General features: G+C 54.0%; 20 protein-coding genes and 1 riboswitch. Of the genes, 8 read left to right on the top strand and 12 right to left on the bottom strand.

Annotated elements, in window-relative coordinates; translation table 11 throughout:
- Positions 1-58: 58 nt before the first annotated feature.
- A complete protein-coding gene (locus tag HMPREF9241_RS04155; RefSeq protein ID WP_006681027.1) occupies positions 59-1,636 on the bottom strand; it encodes a UDP-N-acetylmuramoyl-L-alanyl-D-glutamate--2,6-diaminopimelate ligase in 1,578 nt (525 codons plus the stop codon).
- 80 nt (positions 1,637-1,716) lie between these two features.
- Between HMPREF9241_RS04155 and pepN the strand changes: the two genes are divergently transcribed.
- From pepN to HMPREF9241_RS04120, 7 genes are all read left to right on the top strand, one after another.
- The gene (pepN, locus tag HMPREF9241_RS04150; RefSeq protein ID WP_006681026.1) at positions 1,717-4,272 is read left to right on the top strand and encodes an aminopeptidase N; all 2,556 of its coding nucleotides are present in this window, start codon (positions 1,717-1,719) and stop codon (positions 4,270-4,272) included.
- 2 nt (positions 4,273-4,274) lie between these two features.
- Complete coding sequence (locus HMPREF9241_RS04145) at positions 4,275-5,111, top strand: DUF881 domain-containing protein (protein ID WP_006681025.1); 837 nt, start codon at positions 4,275-4,277, stop codon at positions 5,109-5,111.
- A 2-nt stretch (positions 5,112-5,113) separates the two neighbouring features.
- Positions 5,114-5,446 carry a small basic family protein gene (locus HMPREF9241_RS04140; protein ID WP_006681024.1) on the top strand — a complete coding sequence of 111 codons (333 nt, stop codon included), beginning with the start codon at positions 5,114-5,116 and terminating at the stop codon, positions 5,444-5,446.
- Between the two features lie 5 nt (positions 5,447-5,451).
- Positions 5,452-6,273 carry a DUF881 domain-containing protein gene (locus HMPREF9241_RS04135; RefSeq protein ID WP_006681023.1) on the top strand — a complete coding sequence of 274 codons (822 nt, stop codon included), beginning with the start codon at positions 5,452-5,454 and terminating at the stop codon, positions 6,271-6,273.
- Positions 6,274-6,338: 65 nt separating this feature from the next.
- The gene (locus HMPREF9241_RS04130; RefSeq protein ID WP_040318538.1) at positions 6,339-6,770 is read left to right on the top strand and encodes an FHA domain-containing protein; all 432 of its coding nucleotides are present in this window, start codon (positions 6,339-6,341) and stop codon (positions 6,768-6,770) included.
- On the top strand, positions 6,767-7,522 hold the full coding sequence (ftsR, locus tag HMPREF9241_RS04125; RefSeq protein ID WP_006681021.1) for a transcriptional regulator FtsR: 756 nt from the start codon (positions 6,767-6,769) through the stop codon (positions 7,520-7,522). The genes HMPREF9241_RS04130 and ftsR overlap by 4 nt, the downstream gene beginning before the upstream one ends.
- A 130-nt stretch (positions 7,523-7,652) precedes the next feature.
- Positions 7,653-8,207 (top strand): MerR family transcriptional regulator, encoded by a 555-nt coding sequence (locus tag HMPREF9241_RS04120; RefSeq protein ID WP_006681020.1) that lies wholly within the window; start codon positions 7,653-7,655, stop codon positions 8,205-8,207.
- 83 nt (positions 8,208-8,290) lie between these two features.
- Here the strand turns inward: HMPREF9241_RS04120 and HMPREF9241_RS04115 are convergent, their stop codons facing one another.
- Entirely contained in the window at positions 8,291-9,799 is a 1,509-nt protein-coding gene (locus tag HMPREF9241_RS04115; RefSeq protein WP_006681019.1) for an Hsp70 family protein, read from the bottom strand.
- A 36-nt stretch (positions 9,800-9,835) separates the two neighbouring features.
- Positions 9,836-10,615, bottom strand: a complete 780-nt coding sequence (locus HMPREF9241_RS04110) for a phosphatase PAP2 family protein (protein ID WP_006681018.1) — start codon at positions 10,613-10,615, stop codon at positions 9,836-9,838.
- 263 nt (positions 10,616-10,878) lie between these two features.
- On the opposite strand from HMPREF9241_RS04110, the gene HMPREF9241_RS04105 reads away from it, so the two are divergent.
- Positions 10,879-11,244, top strand: coding sequence for an RNA polymerase-binding protein RbpA (locus HMPREF9241_RS04105; protein ID WP_006681016.1), 366 nt, complete (start codon positions 10,879-10,881; stop codon positions 11,242-11,244).
- Positions 11,245-11,380: 136 nt separating this feature from the next.
- Here the strand turns inward: HMPREF9241_RS04105 and lnt are convergent, their stop codons facing one another.
- The 9 genes from lnt to rpe form a co-directional block, all read right to left on the bottom strand.
- Positions 11,381-12,955: an apolipoprotein N-acyltransferase gene (gene lnt / locus HMPREF9241_RS04100; protein WP_006681015.1), complete on the bottom strand. Its 1,575-nt coding sequence runs from the start codon at positions 12,953-12,955 to the stop codon at positions 11,381-11,383.
- Positions 12,952-15,720, bottom strand: coding sequence for a DEAD/DEAH box helicase (locus HMPREF9241_RS04095; protein ID WP_006681014.1), 2,769 nt, complete (start codon positions 15,718-15,720; stop codon positions 12,952-12,954). The genes lnt and HMPREF9241_RS04095 overlap by 4 nt, the downstream gene beginning before the upstream one ends.
- Complete coding sequence (locus HMPREF9241_RS04090; protein WP_006681013.1) at positions 15,717-16,694, bottom strand: helix-turn-helix transcriptional regulator; 978 nt, start codon at positions 16,692-16,694, stop codon at positions 15,717-15,719. The genes HMPREF9241_RS04095 and HMPREF9241_RS04090 overlap by 4 nt, the downstream gene beginning before the upstream one ends.
- Complete coding sequence (locus HMPREF9241_RS04085) at positions 16,694-17,623, bottom strand: helix-turn-helix transcriptional regulator (protein WP_006681012.1); 930 nt, start codon at positions 17,621-17,623, stop codon at positions 16,694-16,696. Before HMPREF9241_RS04085 ends, HMPREF9241_RS04090 begins: the two co-directional genes overlap by 1 nt.
- A 40-nt stretch (positions 17,624-17,663) precedes the next feature.
- Complete coding sequence (gene hisG, locus HMPREF9241_RS04080; RefSeq protein ID WP_006681011.1) at positions 17,664-18,509, bottom strand: ATP phosphoribosyltransferase; 846 nt, start codon at positions 18,507-18,509, stop codon at positions 17,664-17,666.
- Between the two features lie 22 nt (positions 18,510-18,531).
- Positions 18,532-18,795: a phosphoribosyl-ATP diphosphatase gene (locus HMPREF9241_RS04075; RefSeq protein WP_006681010.1), complete on the bottom strand. Its 264-nt coding sequence runs from the start codon at positions 18,793-18,795 to the stop codon at positions 18,532-18,534.
- A gap of 59 nt (positions 18,796-18,854) precedes the next feature.
- Entirely contained in the window at positions 18,855-19,874 is a 1,020-nt protein-coding gene (locus HMPREF9241_RS04070; protein ID WP_006681009.1) for an ABC transporter substrate-binding protein, read from the bottom strand.
- Between the two features lie 12 nt (positions 19,875-19,886).
- Entirely contained in the window at positions 19,887-20,660 is a 774-nt protein-coding gene (locus HMPREF9241_RS04065) for an ABC transporter permease (RefSeq protein ID WP_006681008.1), read from the bottom strand.
- A gap of 69 nt (positions 20,661-20,729) precedes the next feature.
- Positions 20,730-20,854: riboswitch (FMN riboswitch) on the bottom strand.
- A 93-nt stretch (positions 20,855-20,947) separates the two neighbouring features.
- The gene (gene rpe, locus HMPREF9241_RS04060; RefSeq protein WP_006681007.1) at positions 20,948-21,610 is read right to left on the bottom strand and encodes a ribulose-phosphate 3-epimerase; all 663 of its coding nucleotides are present in this window, start codon (positions 21,608-21,610) and stop codon (positions 20,948-20,950) included.
- Positions 21,611-21,619: the final 9 nt, after the last annotated feature.

Raw genomic sequence — 21,619 nt, 5'->3', positions numbered from 1 at the left:
GTGGCATCACACCCATAAGCGGTGTCAGCCTTGCGCTCACGCGCAATCTCACACGTTCTTAGATGTGCGAACGAACGTCGTAGTAGAGCACTTCGCGCGATACGGGAACATCGTTGTACTCGTGTTTAATGCCTTCGAAATCTTGATACCACTCCGAGCCTTTGCCGGTGATAATCACCGTGTCACCTGGCTGGGCTGCCAAGATTGCTTTGCGCACTGCATCGCGACGGCACGTCTTAATTTCTGTTACATCGTGCATGTCCGGACGTACCGAAGTAATACCGCGCAACAGATAGTCGCGAATAGACTGCGGGTCTTCAGTACGTGGATTTTCGTCGGTCACCCACAAGACGTCAGCTTCTCGTGCCGCGATTTCGGCAAGGTATTCACGCTTTGATGCGTCACGGTCTCCATCGGTACCGAATACGATATGAAGCTTTCCATTCGTCAGCTCAGCTGTTGAGCGCAGAGTCCACTCAAGAGCCTCGGGAGTATGGGCGTAGTCGACGATGACGAGTGGTTGATTATGAGGCTTGGGATTAATCATTTCCATGCGCCCTGGAACCTGCTCCGCCTTTTCAATGGCGGCGATGACTGCATCCACGTCATAGCCAAGCTGAACGGCAGCAACAATGGCGACGGCAGTGTTCTGAACGTTCACTTCACCAAGAATCGGCATTGCAACATCATGCCCTGCGCCATTCGGATCCACCAACGTAAAGACCGTGCGACCGATCGAACGGTCGGGGTGAGTATTTTCAACGTGCCACTCGGCTTCGTTCGAGCTCAGCGCGGCAACGGTTGTCACCGGTACTTCAGCTTCGCGGGCAAGACGCTGGCCCCACTCGTCATCGACGCATACAACACCGCGTCGTGAGTGTTCTTGAGTAAACAGCGACTTCTTCGCGACGAAGTAGTTCTCCATGTCGCCGTAGTAGTCGAGGTGATCGTGTTGCAAATTCGTGAAGCCGACAACGTCAAACACAATGTCGTCAACGCGCTCGAAGCTCAGAGCGTGAGAGCTTGTTTCAATAACCGCTGCGCCAAGTCCTTCTTCCAGTGTTTGGGCAAGGAAGCGCTGGATGACAGGGGATTCAGCCGTAGTCTGATCGGAACGGAAACGTAGGTTACCGATGCGTGTTTCGACGGTTCCGCAGATGGAGGGATTCGGAAACTCAACGCCCAGAGCTGCACGCATGAGGAACGACGTAGTGGTCTTCCCGTTTGTGCCGGTCACGGCCATCGTCTTCAACTTTGTCGCAGGCTGGCCGTAGAGAGTTGCGGCTATAGTCGCTGCGCATCGACGAGGATCCTTAAGAATAACGATCGGCAGTCCGACTTTCTGATCGATTGCTCGCTTCGCTCCCTCGCTATCCGTGACAAGGAGGGTTGCACCAGCCTCGGCTGCCGCGTGGGCAAAACGAACTCCGTGCTGGGTGAGCCCAGGAATAGCGACGAACGCCCAGCCTTCTTCGCAGTCGTTCGAGGAAACGGTAATGCCCGTGATGGTAAGCCCGTTTGGATCCCTGAGAGGATTTCCCAAGGCGTCGCACACTGAATAGGAACCAACGTTGGCCAGAGCAATCGGAACACTAAGTGGCACAACTGAGGGGCGAATATCTACGACTGAGCTCATGCCTCATACTGTAGCGCCGGATAGCGAAACGCTTACAATCGCTTCTCGAAGTGTTTAAGAACGCGCCGTAAACTACGGTTATGCACGTCCTATCCCGCGATGAAGCCCGTCAACGTTCACACGCAATCGACCTTTCGACGATGAAGGTCAATCTTGATGTGCGCGGTGGGGATAGCCAAGACAATACCGAGTTTGTGGTTACGTCCACCTTCACCCTGACTTCCCACGCGGATTCCACCTTCGTCGACATCGCAGGCCAGGTTACCCGGCTCAGTGTGAATGGCGAGGCGCGAGAGATCACGCAAAATGACGAGTGTCTGGCCCTCAGTGGCCTGCCCGTCGATACTGAGTGCACGGTTGAGGTTCAGGCGCGGTGCCCGTATTCACACTCCGGTGAAGGTCTGCATCGATACATTGATCCAGAAGATGGACGCGTTTACCTGTACACGCAGTTTGAACCCCAAGACGCTCACCGCGCATGGCCATGCTTCGACCAACCAGATTTGAAAGCCGAGTGGTCATTCATCGTCGATGCACCGGAACACTGGGTTGTTGCCTCCAACGGAGCAGAGCTACATACCGAACCCATTGAAAACGGCACACGACATGTCTTTGCTCGAACGCGCCTGTTGTCCAGCTACATCACCGCCGTCGTTGCCGGTGACTGGGCTGTCATTGACGGAGGTACGTGGAGTGGGGGAGCAAACGACGGTCAGAAGATTGACGTCCCACTGCGCTTGATGTGCCGTTCAAGCTTGGCTCAAGCGATTGATTCCAACGACATTCTTTCCGTTACGCGCGCTGGCTTGGACTTCTACCACCAGCACTATGGCATCACATACCCTTGGGGCAAGTACGATCAGATCTTCGTTCCCGAATACAACTTGGGAGCCATGGAGAATCCGGGATGCGTGACCTTTAACGACTCATACCTCTCACGTGACACCCCGACCTTCGCCCAGCGTCAGCGTCGAGCAAACACGATTCTTCACGAAATGTGCCACATGTGGTTTGGGGATCTTGTGACACCTCGATGGTGGGACGACCTCTGGTTGAAGGAGTCATTCGCCGAGAATCAGGGTGCCCTGGCAGCAAGCCGAGCAACCGTGTACACGGGGGAGAGGGCCACATTTGCTGCAGGTCGCAAAATCTGGGCCTACGAGCAAGACCTCATGCCTACAACTCACCCGATCATTGCTGACATTCCCGACGTTGGCGCAGCCAAGACCAACTTTGACGGCATCACCTATGCCAAGGGCGCTTCGGTACTCAACCAGTTGGTAGCAACCGTCGGCGAAGAAGCCTTCTTTGAAGCCACGCGAATTTACTTCCAACGCCATGCTTTCGGATCGACCTCATTCCAGGACCTCGTCGACTGTTTGCAGGAAGCAACGGGCAAAGACTTATCCCACTGGGTGTCCACGTGGCTTACTACCTCCGGTCCTTCGAAACTCGTTCCTCATTTTGATATCTCCCGTATTGGTAGCGTCACCAATTTCCAGATCACGGATGAGTCTGAGTCAGATACGACTCGCCCGCATCGTTTCGATGTCACAACGTGGGCGATGAAACGCGATCAGCTTCAGATGACGCATCGTTTTGAGCTGACAATGGAAGGTCGATCCCAAGAGGTTGATCCCGCGGGGCTTCTTAGCCAACCAGCCGGTATTACGGATATGGATCTACTCGTCGTCAATGACGGCGATCTGACGTATGCGGTCACCTACCTCGACGATCGCTCAGCATCCAATGCGCTTGCCTTCATTTCGGCATGTCCCGACCTGATGACGCGATGCGTCGTGTGGGGTGCCCTGTTCAACGGTGTCCGTGACTGCCGCTTGAACCCCAGTGACTTCGCTCTTGCAGCATTCCGTCATGCAGAAAACGAAGTCGACGAGACACTTGCGGATCGCTTGTTGGAGCTCGGTCGCATTACCCTGGGCACCTACGTGCCAAAGGAACAGCGTGCCGCGATTGCGACAACGGTAGGAAGGCTTGCGCTACGTCTGTCGCGTGAGCACGCCACGGATCGTAGTCGCGCATGGTTAAAGACCCTGTTCTTTACCTATCCGATGACCGATGATCCCGCGATTAGTCAGACCGTGGAATCGTATGCGAATACTTTGACCAGCGAGATCGTTTGGACAGCTCGTACTGTCATTGCTGCTTCTGGTTCGATCGGACGCGATCGTATTGAAGCATGGCTCGCCACTTCCCCAACAGGCGAAGCAAAGACCGCATCAGAACGCGCAATTGCAGCTCTGCCGTACGAAGAAGAACGTGAGGCCTCGTGGTCGAAACTCTTCGTTGACGGGATCGCAAACGACACACTGAGCGCAATCCTCGACGGATTTGCTGCATCCTCGTGGCAAGGCTCAAGCTTCATTGACCGCGGTCTTGGCTCACTTGAATACTTCTGGAATACGCACTCGATTGCCCTGTCGATTCGCTACATCAAGGGCCTTCTTTCGCTCCCGGTTTATGCCGACAGTCCCGAAAGCGTCGAGGACCATATTGATCGGGTGAATCGTTGGCTCGGCGAACACGAGAATGCAGCATGGCCGTTAAGACGTCTTCTCATTGAGCATGTTGATTACGCATCTCGTGCAATTAACGTACAACGCACCTGGATGTAGGCGTGCAAGAATACAACACGCACACAACGTCTTCTTCGCCGGCGCAAGGCAATGATCCTGCTACGTCGATGTCGTTGCTGACCTCGTTGCTGAATAATCCGCTCGATGTTGGGTACGAAAGCTATGACGATACTCAGCATCCCAAACATTGGTGGCATCGCCCGATCGCTTTTGTTTTCACGCTGGCGCTCGGCTTCACGCTCACAATCGCAGTGATGTCATTGCGTACCGCTCAGGACGCTGACATTACTCAAAGCCTTCGCGATCAGGCACAATCTAGTCAAAGCGTCGTGGCTTCACTTCAGGACAACGTTCAATCGTTGTCCACCCGCGTCAACCAAGCTGCGTCGTCGACAGCTCCTCAGGTCCTCGTTGATCCTTCGGTTGCACTGACGAATGCAATGGAACCCGTGGTTGGTCCGGGAATTACGGTCACGGTCAAGGACTCGTCATCAGCAAAAACGCTGACACAAGGGTCCCGAGGTCAGGTCCGCGACATTGACTTGAATGTGATCGTGAATGCCCTCTGGGCTGGGGGAGCCGAGGCAATTTCAATCAATGACCTACGAATTGGCCCAGGCACGTTTATTCGTACTGCTGGTTCGGCAATTCTTGTGAACGTCACTCCCGTTGAATCTCCGTACGAGGTGAGAGCTATCGGAGATGCGAACACACTGTCCGTTGGTCTTGTGCGCGGGTCAACAGGTGATTTTCTTTCAACTGCGAAGTCAATGAACGGCATTGAAATCTCGGTTGCGGGCACCGCCGAAATTCAAATGCCAGCGCTTAATGTCCGTACTCCGCAGTATGCGGTAGCGTCGAATTCCCAAGGAGAATAGTCATGGTTGTTGTTATTGGCCTAGCGGCTGGCATTATCTTGGGACTTTTCCTTGATCCGACGATTCCGGTTTGGCTTCAGCCGTTCTTGCCGGTTGCGGTAATCGCGGGCTTGGACGCTCTCTTTGGCGCGACACGCGCTTGGCTTGAAGGGGTGTTCCATGATCGCGTGTTCATCACGTCGTTCTTCTGGAATGTCGTTGTTGCCTGTTTGCTTGTGTGGTTGGGAACTCAGCTTGGGGTGGGGTCCGCGATTACGACGGCCGTCATCGTCGTGTTGGGTATTCGTATCTTTTCGAATACAGCGTCGATTCGTCGTCTGATTTTTAAGGCGTAAAGTCCATGAGTTTAGATTCGAAGAATTCGCGTCATGGGCGACATGGAGCTTCTCGAAGGGACGAGGTTGCGTCCGCTGAAAAGGACATGAAGCCGGGTCGCGCGCAGTTTGTTCAAGCTCTTTTTGCCGTTCCGCGCACGATTCACCTTGTCCTTGTTCTGATCTGTTTCATTCTTGGTTTTGCGCTGGTGACAACCGTTCGTGCTCAACGGGAAGATCCCTTGGAAGCCTTGAGCGAACAAGACTTGGTTGCGTTGCTTTCTGAGCTGAATTCTCAGGAGAATAACCTTCGTCAGGAGCGTTCTGCTTTGCAACAGCAGGTTGCCGAGATTGAAGCCAACGAGTCGGAGCAAGAAGCGGCGGCTCAGACGGCTCGGAAGATTAATCAGCTCGCTCAGATCAATGCAGGCAGAGTTCCTGTCGAGGGACCCGGGGTGCTCATACACATCGGTGATGAAGCGAATCGTTTAACGGCTACCGAGTTCGTGATGACGCTAGGGGAGTTACGTAATGCCGGGGCTGAGGCAATCGAGTTGAACGGCGTGCGTCTTTCCACCCGGAGCGCGTTTACGTCTGACAATAATATGATTGCGGTCGATGGCGTTGTCTTGTCGCAACCGTATGATTGGCATGTGATCGGCGAGGGTCAGACGATCGCGACTGCTCTAGAGATTCAAGCTGGTTCGGCTGCCCAGATGCGCGCAAAGGACGCGAATGTGACGGTTTCAGTGGTTGGGCACATTTCGATTGATTCTGTGTCTTCTGTGCCTCAGCCTCAATACGCCGTGGTTGATACGTCAGAAGAGTCCAAATCTTCTGACGAGTAAGTACGTTTGCCCTGTACCCTTTAGACTATTGAGGGTAATGAATGCGTCTATCACAGGGGGAGATCATGGAATCCACTAACGATTTCGATCCAACCGCAACTTCCATCTTTGGACTTTCGCCGGTTGAAGAGCAAGTTGATGCTCCTCTTGTGTTGTCTGCACGCGACCAGGAAGCGGTGAATTCACTTCCCGCTGGTTCTGCTCTGCTGATCGTTCAGCGTGGCCCGAACTCGGGTGCTCGTTTCCTTCTCGACAGTGAGGTAACGAATGCTGGTCGTTCCCCGAAATCCGATATTTTCTTAGACGATGTGACCGTTTCCCGTAAGCATTGCCAGTTCAAGGCTGAAGACGGCGGTCATATTGTGCGTGATTCCGGTTCGTTGAACGGCACGTATGTGAATCGGGAGCGCGTTGACTCCATTCGTTTAAACGCTGGCGACGAGGTCCAGATTGGAAAGTATCGCCTGACATACCAGCCTTCGCCCTTGCAAGCATGAGTTCTCAGGCTGCACAGTTCAGCTCTGAGGCTGAACACACGAGTATTACGGGGCCGTGGCCACACGATGCATCCAGGGACCCGGTTCTTTCGATCGGTAGGGTCGTCGAGGAACTCAAGAAAGAGTTTCCTGCTATCTCCGTGTCGAAGGTTCGCTACCTCGATGACCAGGGGTTGGTCACTCCTGCGCGTACGAAGTCGGGCTATCGCAAGTACTCGCAGACCGATGTGGAACGTATGCGTTATGTTCTGACACAACAGCGCGACTCTTTTACTCCTCTTCGAGTAATCGGTGAGCACCTGCGCGCCCTTGATGCGGGTCATCAGGTTGAAGCAGTCAGGCGGCCTCGTATCGTTTCTTCTGAGGGCGTTAGCGTCACGCCGTCTTCTCCCTATCTGTCGGCTAGGGAACTGACCGATCTGGCCGGCGTCGATATCTCAACGCTGGAACGTTATTCTTCTGCGGGATTGATTGCCCCTGATATTGCGGGCTATTTCCCAGTGCGCTCGTTGCAGATTGTGCGACACGTTGCCACTCTTGAATCCCAAGGATTCGATATTCGTCTGTTGCGCGCAGTGAAACTCAGTGCGGATCGTTGTTCTGACGTGATTGATCAAACTGTTCAATCTACTCGTTCGCGTGGACGTTCATCTGACAATGAACGTTTGAACGCGAAGGTGACTGAATCTGCCGAAATCATTGCTGACCTGCACAGAGAGTTCTTGCGAATCTCTGTTGGTCAGATTCTCTAAGAGGGGATCTCAACCCTCAAGTTCAACTTGAACTTGAGGCTCGCCGGTCGTGTCATTGACCTTGCGTTCAATAACGCATAGCGTGGTATCACCATCAACTGATACGTCTTTCATTATTGCAGGAGTCCTAGTGAGCGCCGAACCATACGAGGCCGAATCGCGCCAAGCGATGCTCTTCGGTGATCCCCTTGAAGGCATTGACGGTGAAGGCCTCGGATACCGTGGTCCCGTCGCATGTGCAGCTGCTGGCATCACCTACCGCCAGCTCGACTACTGGGCTCGCACCGGTCTCCTTCAGCCTTCCGTTCGTGCCGCACGAGGTTCAGGTTCGCAGCGCCTGTACTCGTTCAAAGACATTCTTGTTTTGAAGATCGTCAAGAAGCTTCTGGATACCGGCGTTTCTCTTCAGCAGGTTCGTCAAGCAGTTTCGCAACTCCAGAACAGGGGAGTGGACGACCTCGCATCCATCACGTTGATGAGTGACGGCGCGTCAGTCTACGAATGCACGTCGACGGATGAGGTGATTGACCTTCTTCAGGGTGGTCAGGGCGTTTTCGGCATTGCCGTTGGTCGCGTGTGGCGCGAGGTTGAAGGCTCTCTTGCTGAGCTTCCTATTGAGCATTTGAGCGACCACGTTGATGAACTGGCAGAACTTCGCAAGCGTAAGCTCCGTTCGATTTCCTAAAGCTTTGCTTTCATAGGTCATCGCCTATGTCAGGGGGCAGTGATTATTCATCACCGCCCCTCTTTTCGTTGATCGCTTGTCGCTCAGCCCAGGTGCGCAGACCGCGTGTAACCGGTTTCAGTGTCAACAATTTCAACGTCAACGATTCCGTTCTCATCTACTCGGTAGCGTTCCTCGATAAGGTGCCCGATGTCAGTGCGCTCAACCGAAACATGTTTCAGGTCAACGTCTTCACCCTGTAGCACAGGATCAAACGGCATGATGATTTCGCCGGCTGGGCTTACCTGACCACGCGGAACGCCCTGCTCGTCCACGCTGCGATACTCAACAAAGCGGTAGTAGCCAACGTTGTGGGCAGCCATGTAACGCCGAACAACAAGGGTGTCTTCGCCCGGTGTCCATCGATCATCGGGGGTAAGTAACGGGTCGAAGGAGAGGGATGCGCCCGAATCGTATTCACGGAAGACGCCAAGCCCGCGCGCAAGACATTCTGACACGGTGTATCCGGCCTGTTCATCGGCCGCAATGGCAAGGCCGATAGCCGTCGAGCCGGCGTTGTGAGTCGAACGATGGACGCGACGACCAAATCGACGACGGAGCACCCTCGAGACTAGTGGGAATTCAGAAGCGCCACCAACAACATAAAGACCGGCAACGTCCTCTGGAATCACGCGTTCGCCACCGTTTTCTGTGGGGGAAAGGAGTGAATTTAAGACCTCCAGTGTGTGTTCAACAAGCGGAGTTGCAGCCTCGTAGTAGTCCTTGACGGAAAACGAGATCGGAGTGTCACCAACGGTGACGACAACGTTGCGACTGTTGGGGTTCAGCGATTCTTTAACAACGCGGCATTCTTCGATCAGCGCTTGCCACTCCATATCACTCAGAGAAGCGGGCATCACGTTGGCGTTGCGAAGTGCAACCTGTGCCAGCACCATGTCGAAGTCGTCTCCGCCCAGTAGATTATCGCCGGCGGAATCGAGGACAGCGTGGTCGCGCCCGACCGCTTCGACAAGAGAAGCATCGAAGGTGCCACCGCCCAAGTCGTAAACGAGGACCCGAGTGCGTTTTGCGTTCAAGCTGGAAGCATGGCGGTGGGTGTATTCAAAACCTGCAGCTGAGGGCTCGTTCATCATTTCGATGACGTGCCAACCGGCTGCTTTAAATGCTTCAAGGGTCATGAAACGCTGAGCAGACCAGGCGTGCGCGGGGATACCGATGACCGCTTCAAGCGGTTCATCGCCTTCGATAACGGCGGATGAGTTCTCTCGCACCATACCTGCGACGTACTCCAGGAAGCGAGTAAGAACATCGATGATCAGGAAGTCGCGGTTTCCGAGGCGAAGAGTTGTCCGAGGTGTGACGTCAGGGTCGGATAGAAGGCGCTTGAAAGATCGGATGTGTTCGCTGCCTCCGAGAGCTGCTTCGTGAGCTTCAAAGCCAAAGAGCAAGCCTTTGTCATCCAGAGCAACAACCGAAGGGACGTGGTCAAAGGCGTCGCCATCGGGTGAGATGAATGAGATCAGGGGATAGTTGCCTCGATCAACGAGGGCAACGGTTGTGCGGGTGGTGCCAAAATCTACTCCGAACTTCATAGGTTCAAGAGTATCGGCTAGGCCGAATGCCCCCGCTCAGACACCTCGGGCTTCAAGTGATTGACGCTGTGATACTCGAGTAATGATGAGGTTGGCCAGAAGGAAACCAAGTAAGCAGAACACAATGCCACCCACTGCGTCCAGCACGTAGTGATTGGCGGTCGCAAGGATTACCCAGATTGTGTAGAGGGGATGCAGGGCAAGAATTGCTCGGGCTCGCCAGCTCTTAAAGACAAATGTACCTAGAACAATGGCACTCCATACAGCCCAGCCCGTGTGCATGGATGGCATCGCAGCATACGAGTTCGCCAAATAAGAAAAGGCAGTCGAGTATCCAGAGCCAAGCGTTGATTGGGTAGCTACGGCATCGACGTACCCCAGTGAGGGAAAGAATCGCGGAGGAGCCAGGGGATACACCCAATAGGTGATCATTGCGCCACCAGTCATCACGAAGAGTGAGTTGCGAACGAAATCGTAGCGGTCTGGGCGTTTCACCCACACGATGGCCAAGGCTGTGAATGTCACGGCAAAGAATGAAACGGAATAGAAAACCGCTGAAACATTGGCGAGCCACGGGTGGTGGGAGAGCCATGTGTTGAGCGCGAGTTCGACGTTGATCCCGAGATAGTTTTCGAGGCGCAGAATCTGACGTGCATGCCGAACTGCAGCAACTCGCGTAACGGGCGCAATGGCGCACATCAGCGAATAGAGCAGAGCACAGGTTCCGACAAGAGCAATTTCAGGGAGGGGTTTTCGGACATTCGCTGAAGCGCCAGAAACGGCGGTCCGCTGATCGGTTTTCAGTGCAACACTCATGTCATCCCTTCCTTTCGCATTCCATAGATGTCCTTACCTATCGTTGTCTACTTTTCTTCCGGTTGCACGGTGGATTCATCGTGGTGTTGGCAACCATTTGTGAGAGGAGTGCATGGAATTGAAGATGGATCAAAACCCCAACAATTCTGACATAATGTACATTATCGGCTTCAGCTTTGTGTGCGAGAGATCCGCTAGTAATGCAAATGCTGATATCTCCGCTAAAATAGAGTGCTAGCTTCAATGACCTTAAGGAGATCACCATGGCAGATCGCGCGCTCCGAGGAATGCAGATCGGCGCAAAGTCTATGGAGTCTGAAGACGGTGTCGTCTTTGCCGAACGCTACACCGTTTCGTACGTCTGCCCGAACGGTCACGAGTTCGAGGTTCCTCTTGCTAGCGAAGCAACTCCGCCAGCAACTTGGGAATGCCGTTGCGGTAGTTCTGCTGAACTGATTGGCGATGCGCCAGAAGATGAAGAAACAAAGCCCGCCAAGGCTGTTCGCACCCACTGGGATATGCTTCGCGAGCGCCGCAGTCTTGAAGAACTTGAAGTTGTCCTTAACGAACAGCTCACCGCATACCGCGAAGGGCGCCTTCAGCCCGAAGGTCACTATCGTAAGGGCTGACACCCCTGGGCTTGGCTTGCTCAACTCAATAAAGCCTCCAGATACTCCTGACTTCCTGAGCGAAGCGAGGAGTATCTGACATAATAATACCCTCTATCGAACGTTTCACGCACAATTTAAAGCATATTTATGCAGGTCAGATCCTATTTTGACGCCTTAGAGAGTTCCAGTTCACCACAGCCTGAATCGACGCATAGAGCAAAGCAAAAACGCCGTACACACCCGTTGCTCCCATAACCATCTGAGCGGGCAACTCCCCCAACTCAGCAGTCTTCGTCATCGACGTCCTCAGAGGCACCGAGTCAGCAAGCCACGCAGCACTGTGAGGATCGGTTGTCGCCTTCATACGACCATCCGGCAAAATCACTGACGACATTCCGGTAGTCGACGCTTGGATCGCTGAACGCGAATACTCCATTGCTCTCAAACGCAGAAGCTGATTTTGCTGGGCAGACTCCGACGAAGATTGGAAATGATAGTTATTCGACGGAGTGACAATGAGCTGTCCACCTGCCATAACACCAGGACCAATCACCGCCGGGTAAGCGGATTCAAAACAAATCCCTACAGCGATCGGAATCGTCCGCGAATCATGGAGATGAACATTCATTAATGCAAGATTATCAGCGGCAGCCATGTCCATATTGATCTGAGCAGCCTGGGTAGCAAGCTTCGAAATCAGCGAACGGAAAGGAATGAATTCTCCAAAAGGAACAGGCTTTTGCTTAGCATAGAGGCTTTCTTCATCGAGTCCCTCGGACTCGTACCAGACGCCCAACCAATTCCAACGCTTGTCATCTTTAACGTTCGCGAAACCGAAGAGCAACGGCGCATGAGCCAACGTGGCCGAAGAATCAACAAGCTGGGCAACCAAACCGGATTCTCTCGGGTCACGATCGGCGCCGGTTTCTCCCCAGATCAGCAGATCGACAGGATCAGACTGAGCCACAAGCTCCTGAGTCATCGCAGAATTGTTCGTTGTGACCTTACCTTCGATAGCAAAGGTGTGTGCTCCCGGTAGTTCAACGTCTCCCTGAACAACTCCCACACGAATCGTGCCCGCCTCTTGCGACAAAGGAAGCGGAATCATCCACGCGGCAAAAAATACGCCGAGACTTCCAACAAGCAGAGCCGGCCTCGTGAACCAATGCTCATCGCCCAAATCTGAGCGGAAATAGAACACTCTCCGAAGCGCAACTGCGAGGGCAACGCTCACAAATGACACCACCACTTCCCCACCCCACGGGGCAAGGTGACCAAGTGGTGAATCAACCTGTGGCATCGCGACATTTCCCCACGGAAAACCAGTCCAGGGATAGTGACTACGAAGCTGCTCGACACCCACCCACGTCAATGCATAGACACAAGGCTGTCCCAACGGAGAATTCACCACTGGAATCGACTGTGACAGACGCGCGATCACTGCCCACAGGCACAACGCAATCACCTGAGTCGTAGCAAGAGCGGCCCACGGTAAATATCCTCCGGTCGCCAGCGTCACCCAGTGAATCAGAGGAAGCCACCAGGAAAAACCAAAAACAACGGTGTTCAGCAGTCCGCGTGAAAGAGTCGAATGATCCACACGTGAAAAATAGAGAGCAAGAGACGGAAAGATCAGCCACCATAACGACAGGGACGGGAAGGCTGCCCACATTCCCACGCCTGCAAGGGCGCTGAGAAAAACATCAACAATCAAAGAAGTATTTTTCATAACACCGACCACGCTACTACGCCGTGAACAAGTTGGTGTCGGGCACGCTTCGCCTGCGACGCCATCGCTTCGTCAGTGTCATGACGCAGCTGATCCAACAGATCCATGACCTGACGAATCCAACGAACGAAGTCACCACCGAGCATCTCTTCGCCATCGAGCGAGGTTCCCAACGATGCCCCATGAGCCCACGCCAGACACGCTTCCATCATTCCCGAATCAGGCTCAGTTGTCGGTTCAAGTCCGGCTCGCTTCTCAACATCTGCGACCTTCGCACTTGCCTGAAGTGTTGCCTTGAGTGCGCGCGTCAAATTCTTTGAAAGACCAACCGGGAGTGCAGGACGCGCACCATCTTCACGACGCGACTCAAACACACACGTCGACACGATCGCAGCCAATTCCGCGTCATCCAATCCGCTCCACGCTCCGCTTCGCAAACACTCCATGACGATGATGTCGCGCTCGCCAAAGATATGACGTAGACGTTCACCCTGGTCGGTCACAGTATCGCCGTCAAGAAAGCCTAGCTCCTCCAAAACCTGGCATACTCGGTCGAACTTATGGGCAACGGAATGTGTTCGAGAGTCAATGCGTTCGTTCACCGTGCGCAACTCGCGATTAATTCGGGCCCACTGATGCCCTGCACGCGCATGGTGTTCACGTTCAGGACACTGATGAACAGGATGAGCCTTCAGTTGCTTCTCGATCTGGGCGCTCTTGGTCGCATCAAAGTCCGGCGTATCAAGCGGAATCTCAAGAGATTTCGCCCGAATACGGCGCTTGAGTTCATCAGCGATTTTCATTCGTTCTTTATTCCGACGCACCGCAGATCCGCCGGCAATCTTCATCGACCCCACAACAGCGAAAGAAGATGAGACATCTTTAGCTGACAGCGAATGGAACTTCCCATCCGTGCCAATCACCGTTGTAGAAACGTGCCCGATAGCAGTGTCGGAATGGAACGCAACCACCGCGTACAGGCTACGACGACCAGATCCATAACGAATGATTGTTCCTGGCTGACAGGTCGCCAACGCCACACGATTTGCACTGCGTTTTTCGGCAGCCCTCAGCTTAGATTCGGACTTCTGGGCAAGAACAAGATCGTCACGAAGCGCAAAATACTCGCGCGCATCTCCGCGATCACATTCCATATCCTGCTCGAACTTGGCACGCTGGCGTGCGAGCGCACGGGCATGCTGTGCAAGTTCAACGACCCCGCCATCGGCTTGGAACTGAGCGAACGATGTTTCAAGCACATCACGCGTGGCAGCCCGCGACGAATGGTGAAGCAGGTTCACAACCATGTTGTAGGTCGGAGTGAAAGCACTGATCAGCGGGTATGTTCGTTTAGAGGCAAGAGCATTAACCTCTTCAGGAGCAACCTGGCCACGGTGAAGAACAATTGCATGTCCCTCGGTATCGATGCCACGCCTACCAGCACGACCCGACAATTGGGTGTACTCCCCCGGTGTCAGCTGAACGTGGGCAGCTCCATTCCATTTGCGCAACGACTCGATGACGACACTGCGAGCCGGCATATTGATGCCTAGAGCAAGCGTCTCAGTCGCATACACCATTTTGATCAAACCGCGCGTGAAGAGATTTTCTACTGTCTCTTTCTGAATGGGAAGAAGACCCGCGTGATGCGCTGCGATTCCACGTTCTAGTGCCTCACCCCACGCATTAATCCCTAAGACATGACAGTCTTGTGCACCAACCTGAGTTTTTACCTCATCAACCGCTGTCGCAATCTGCTTCTGCTCTTCTTTATTGGTCAGCCAAATTCCCGCGTGAACAACCTGGGTGACAGCGTCTTCACACCCTGCCCGAGAAAAAACAAACGTGATCGTCGGTAATAGGCCAGCTCGATCCAGCTCAATCAAAGTCGACGGACGCGACTCGCGTGGAGGTCTGACACGAGCAGTTTCATGCCAATTCCTTCCACCTCGCCCCGTTCTCCCAGGAATCGACGGACCGATAGCCGAACGTAGCTCCGGGTTGATTCGCGTTGACTCGCCCTTCTTCGATGGCGAATACAAGTCATAGAGATGTCGCCCGACCAACATGTGCTGATACAGCGGGACAGGACGATGCTCGGAAACAACAACCCGGCATCCTCCACGAACATGACCGATCCACGTACCGAATTCCTCAGCGTTCGAAACGGTTGCCGATAGAGCGACAATCTTTTGCTCAGCGGGAAGATGGATAATCACTTCTTCCCACACGGGGCCACGGAAGCGATCCGCTAGGTAGTGCACCTCGTCGAGCACAACCGAATCAAGATCCGATAGATCCGCGCCCGCATAAATCATGTTCCGAAGAACCTCAGTCGTCATCACAACGATTGGCGCGTGAGAGTTGATCGACGTATCACCGGTCAAAAGACCAACAGTGTCTTCACCGAAGCGACGACGTAGATCCGAAAACTTCTGATTAGATAACGCCTTAATCGGAGTCGTATAAAAGCTTCTTTTTCCCTTCTGGAGAGCAAGGTACGTCGCGAATTCACCCACAACCGTCTTACCAGCACCAGTTGGAGCAGCAACTAAGACTGACTGTCCAGCTTCGAGAGCATCCATCGCTTCGATCTGGAAATCATCAGCCTGAAAACCGAGGGTCTCGCACCATGCGTAACGCATGGATCGTTGGATGTGCTGATCCTTCTTAAACGCCTGCATTCGCTGGGCCGGACTCAGTTGCTCAACAGGCTGTGGTTCCCCGGAAGCTTTGCTTGCCTGACGCCTTCTTTTTGGGCTCACAATGTCTCCACGCTGGCTAGAACCTCGTCCCATGATGCCTTCATCTGACGCGCAACTTCACCCGCTTGCACGAGCGAGTCCTGCGGAGCGGATTCCAGGGACTCTGAAATATCAATAAGCAACGTCAAAAGCCACTGTCGGCTCCAGATCGGAATCAACAGTTCGGTCAATTTATCGTTGACTTGACGACTGATTACCTGCGGGTATTCGTCTGCTACCCAACGCCCATTGGGGCCAACAACCAGTTGTTGTGTCTCAAGTGGTTGTTGGTTGCCACGCAGTCTATTGGGTGACTTCCGCCGGGCATTCTTACGCGACATATTGATTTCGAGGTCGCTCATCCGGTCAACAGCGAACGTTCTCCACTCATCGTGGATCATGCACCAGCCAAGAAGCATCCAGCCGGTTCCTTCCAAATGAAGTTCACGAGGTTCCACTTCACGACGCTGAGTCGCCCCATTCGCTGAGGTATAGGTGAACACAACCGGTCTGCGAAGCCCGATGGCACGGTCAAGAAGAGCAAAGGCATTCTGACACTGGTAATCCCGGTGATGAAGCAGAATCTGCTCATCACCACGCTCCCCAACCAGCTGGCCAATCTTGTCCAGAACGGCGGGAATACGCTCGACGAGGTCTCGGGAAAGAACACTCGACAGAGACTCAAGACCGATACGAATCGCCAACGCTTCGCTTGGAGTAAGGCCCGGTAGCTGATTGGCGTCAATATGCGACATCAGCTGGACAAGACCTGAGTCGTTAAGAAGATCAATATCAACCCAGAAACGACCGTCGAAATCGAACGTGTCATCATCAGCTACTGACAGGGTATTCAAATCGCGAAGCATCTTGTCTCGCGTTCCACCAAACTGGCGGACCACATCGTCGAGTGGCACAGGTTCGAAATATGCATTCGTTGCAAGCCAATCACGAATCGCGAGCAGGCGAACAAGCGCGTCAGTAGATCGTGCTCCCATCACTGAACTCCCCACGACGAGGCCCTGTCAATTCGGGCATAGATCTCATCCCTCAAATCTTGGGGAGCAAGAACAACAACATCTTCACCTTCGGTGAGAACGCGCGTCATCCACGTATGACGGGAAGCTCGCAGCCCGACGGCTTCGCACCAACCATCTGTTATCAGGCGCCCTGTCAGTTGGACGTAGGCGCGAATCGCAAGCGATGCGTCATCGCGAATTGCAAGAAGAGGCTCGATTTCTAGAAGAGTGAAGGGATCTGCCGGGATCTCGGGAAGTTCCAGTGCGTCGAAAGAGTCGCCAATAATTTCAATCTCGGAAGCAATCCGCGACAGCTTGAACAAACGCGGTGCGTACCTATCCATATCAAAACCCCATAAGTACATGGAGTTCGAGCGCATCACAAGCTTTCGGGGAGCAACGCTACGTCGGAACGAATCCGATTCAGACGTGTAGTCAAAGCTGACAAAGCGCCCATGCGTGATTGCTTCGCTCAGCGTACAAATCACATCGCTGTGCTCAAGGCCGATATTCACGTGAGAAAAAGACGTTTCAGGCGGATCCATCGAAAGCGCTAGCTTTTTCAGTGCCGTCGTATTCGCGTCATCGTCCCACACTTTGATTGCCATCGAAATGAGCCGTGACTCGCTGGCATCAAAACGAACGTTCTCTCCTTGGAACTGAGCCGAAGCTTTCGGATCAATTTCATAAGTGAAATCAGGATTCGTTCCCCGCATTGTCAGTGCGATACCGATGGTGTGAAGAGTTTCTTTATCGTCTTGGAATTGGCCCTCGAAGTTATCGTGAGTCAGTCCTTGATACTGAAGAACCTGTTCCTGAATCTCCCGCTTAGACAGTGGGCGTCCAGAACGCCTCAGACAATTCAATAAGGCAAGCAACCGAGCATCGCGCGAGCTGTCATTTCCCATAGGCATAAGCCTACTTATGCTCGCGAGCAAAAGCCCTGTTCTAGAGACGAGAGGCACGCAATTCGGTGACGATAATTCCTCGGGCTCCAGCCTCGTGAAGCTGATCCATAATCGGATTCACTTGGTGTGCTTCCACCATCACGCGAACCGCTCGCCACGCAGAATCCTGCAATGGAGAAACAGTCGGAGAGTCAAAGCCAGGCGCAATAGCGATCGCCGCATCAAGAGCAGACTCGCGAACGTTGTAGTCAACAATCACATACTTGCGAGCAACCTGAACACCTTCGAGGCGCTTGACCAGCGTTGCCAGCGCCGGATCGTCAACGACATCGGGACGTGTGATCAGAACAGCTTCTGACTTCGCCAAAGGCTCACCAAACACCTCAAGGCCGGCAGCCTTCAGGGTTGAGCCGGTTTCGACGACGTCAGCAATCAGGTCAGCAACACCCAGGCGCACCGAGGACTCCACTGCCCCATCAAGGTGAACGACCTCAGCATCCACACCACGCTCATCAAGATATGACTTCACCAGATGGTCATATGACGCAGCAACGCGCTTACCGTTGATCTGTTCAATCGAGGTAATCGTGCCTGTAGGAGCTGCAAAACGGAACGTTGAACGAGCAAAACCCAACGGGAAATGCTCGATTGCTTGAGTCTGAGAGTCAAGCAGCAGATCGCGACCGGTGATACCCGCTTGAATGGAGCCTCGTCCCACATAGACCGCGATGTCTCGCGGACGCAGGAAGAAGAGTTCGACATCATTCAGGGTGTCGGTAAGAACAAGCTCACGACCGTGGCGACGAGTGTTGTAGCCAGCCTCAGAAAGCAGACGAACAGCAGGGTCAGACAGTGAGCCCTTATTGGGCACAGCAATGCGAAGCATGGAGTTCCTTCAACGAAAATGCTTAGAGCTTCTTGTAAATGTCGTCGAGGGTCAGGCCCTTGGCAATCATCATGACCTGCGCATGGTAGAAGAGCTGCGAGATCTCAAGAGCGAGATCGTCAAGAGTCTCGTATTCGGCAGCCATCCACACTTCGCCGGCTTCTTCGATGATCTTCTTTCCGATCGCATGGATGCCCTTGTCCAGTTCAGCAACAGTCCCAGAACCCTCGGGTCGGGTCTGAGCCTTTTCGGACAGTTCGGCAAAGAGATCTTCAAAAGTAGCCATGGCCTGACTTTACGACGCCTCGGACAACAAATAAAACCCTATCCGCCTAGCGGACAGCCTTATTCGTTCACATACTCGTTAGTAGCAGCCAAAGAAGCATCGGGCTTCTGAGAGACGACACCCGGCACAGAGCCCAAGAACTCTGCCATCATCTCCCAGCGATCAAGATCCTGCCTCGCCACAGCCGGGCCGCCAGCGTTCATCATCAGAGGAATTGTCGCCTGAAGCACTGCCATCGCATTAGACTTCGAGGTCTCGTCGCTGAGAGTCTCATCCCACGCCATCGTGACGTCAAGGGCATGGTCGGGATCATCAATCACCGAGTTAATACCAGCAGTTGTTGCGCTGACAACCGCTGACGCAAGTTCAGGGTTTGCCTCAGCCCACTGACGGGTCGTGATGATCGACGCCGCGACAAGAGGCGTCTGCGATTCCAAACTAATGGCCCTGACATCCATGCCCGACTGGAGCATCTGAACCAGGTCATTATTCGAAAAACCGAGGACAGCATCCACTTCACCTTGAGCAAGAGCAGCTCGTTGCGTGTAGCCGATCGACGCAATCTCGACGTCCTTCTCGCTCAAGCCACCCTGGAAGATAGCCGAGAGGGTCGCATACCAGTTCGACCCATACTCACCGGGAATACCGATGCTGTGTCCTTTAAGGTCCGAAAGCGTTTGGATCTCAGAATCCGCTGGAACAATCACAACGCCGGGGTACTGACGGTAATAGGTACCAATCGACACCAGATCCATCCCCGAATCGCGCGCCACCATTGCCTCGTCACCCGAAGCAATCACAACGTCTTCTTCACCGGAAATGAGGGCTGTAAACAGTCCCTCATCGGAACCGTGGTGACGAATTGTCACATCCACCCCAGCATTCGAATACAAGCTGTCATCATGGGCGACATAGACGGGAGAGAACTGCACGTTCGGAATATAAGTGAGACCAACGGTCACTGCGTTTGACGCCGACGCACCGGACTCAGCGGTCGAAGGCTCGGGAGCACATGCTCCCACACATGTAACGCCGAATAGGGCGAAAGCCACGATAGATGCGCGAAGACGAACAGACATGGGGAACCACTTTCATTGCGAGATCATGTAACGATGCGAGCGCTCAATGCGATACACGAGGATGTATATCGCTGTTGCCATCACACACAAGAGTCCAATCGTGACGAACATTCCTGCCGTATCAACGTTTGAACGTGCCTGTGTAAGAACCTGCCCCAAGCCATTGCCACCCATCACCATTTCGCCAACAACTGCGCCAGTCACCGAAAGAGTAAAACCGTTGCGGACACCGCCAAGGACCGCGGGGGCCGCAAGAGGAAGCTCCATCGAAATCACCATTGTTAAGCCCGACGCTCCATCCACCTGGGCGGCTTCGAGAATCTCAGAATCGAGATGCCGTAGACCCACCACCGTAGAGACGAGAATCGGGAAGAAAACGAGAAGCGCACAGAGTGCAGTGATCGACCAAAAACCGTAGCCGATCCACAAGACAAGAAGTGGTGCGAGAGCAATAGCAGGAAGCGCCTGCGTAGCTCCAAGGAAGGGTTCGACCGCAGCACTGACAAGTGGCGAACGATAGATGAGATACGCCAGCGGCAGTGCGACAAGGGCGCCAAGAACGGACCCCGCAATCGCCTCCCCCGACGTCACAAGCGTTTTATTCCAGAACGACGACCCTGTTGCAAGCGTCAATGTACGCTGCCACGTTTGTGCAGGTGACGGTAGACGCCACGACTCGATGCCCGAAAAGGATACGGTCACCCACCACATTCCAAGTAGGAAGAGCAGGAAGACGACAGGTGCAATGAGCGTCACCGTACGCGAAGCGCGTTTGCGATGTGCCACGACCCTAGCCTTTCTGGCATCCGGGTGCGTCGCGAGGCAAGCAACACGGCACAGAACGTCCGTCTGCTTGACGCGCTCCTCCCATCCGGACTTTCACCGTCGGTATCGGAATTACACCGATTCAGCCACCTGATAGCAGGCGGGTCGCGGACTTTCACCGCCGGCTCGGACTTTCACCGACCCCGGAGCTTCCTCAATCATGCCACGAACGCGCCCAAAGCGCGAAAATAAAAACCGGTGTGTGGTCTTACAAATTACGACCACACACCGGTTGGAAGCTCAACAAATCAGTGGCAGTGATGCAATGCGAGCTCGCGGAGTGCTGCGACCTCTGCATACGCGTCTTCTGCACGGAACACGGCAGAACCGGCAACAAAGTTGTCTGCGCCCGCTTCAGCTGCCAGTTCGATGGTCTGACGAGAAACACCACCGTCAACCTGAATCGAAACCTCAAGACCAGAAGCATTGATCGCTTCGCGGGTACGGCGGATCTTCGGGATCATCGAGTCAATAAACGACTGACCGCCAAAACCAGGTTCCACAGTCATCACGAGGATCATGTCGAACTCCGACAGAATGTCCACGAACGGAGCGATATCGGTTGCGGGACGAAGCGCCAGACCGACCTTTGAACCGATGCGGTGGAGCTCGCGTGCAAGGCGGAGCGGAGCTGCCGCAGCTTCAGCGTGGAACGTGACTGAATGGCAACCAGCTTCCGCATATGCGGGCGCCCAACGATCAGGGTCTTCGATCATCAGGTGTGCATCAACAGGAAGGATCTTCGATGCGATGACGGACTCGACAACGGGCAGGCCCCACGACAAGTTCGGAACAAAATGGTTGTCCATCACGTCAACGTGAGCAACGTCCGCGCTGGAAATCTTCGTGAGTTCGCCGCGCAGATCGCCGATATCGCAGTTAAGAATCGAAGGAGAAATAGTTGGTTTCATGATCCCTAT

The organism is Schaalia turicensis ACS-279-V-Col4 (assembly GCF_000296505.1).
In the GTDB taxonomy this organism is placed as follows: domain Bacteria; phylum Actinomycetota; class Actinomycetes; order Actinomycetales; family Actinomycetaceae; genus Pauljensenia; species Pauljensenia turicensis_A.
This window is presented reverse-complemented; position numbering and strand designations above follow the sequence as displayed.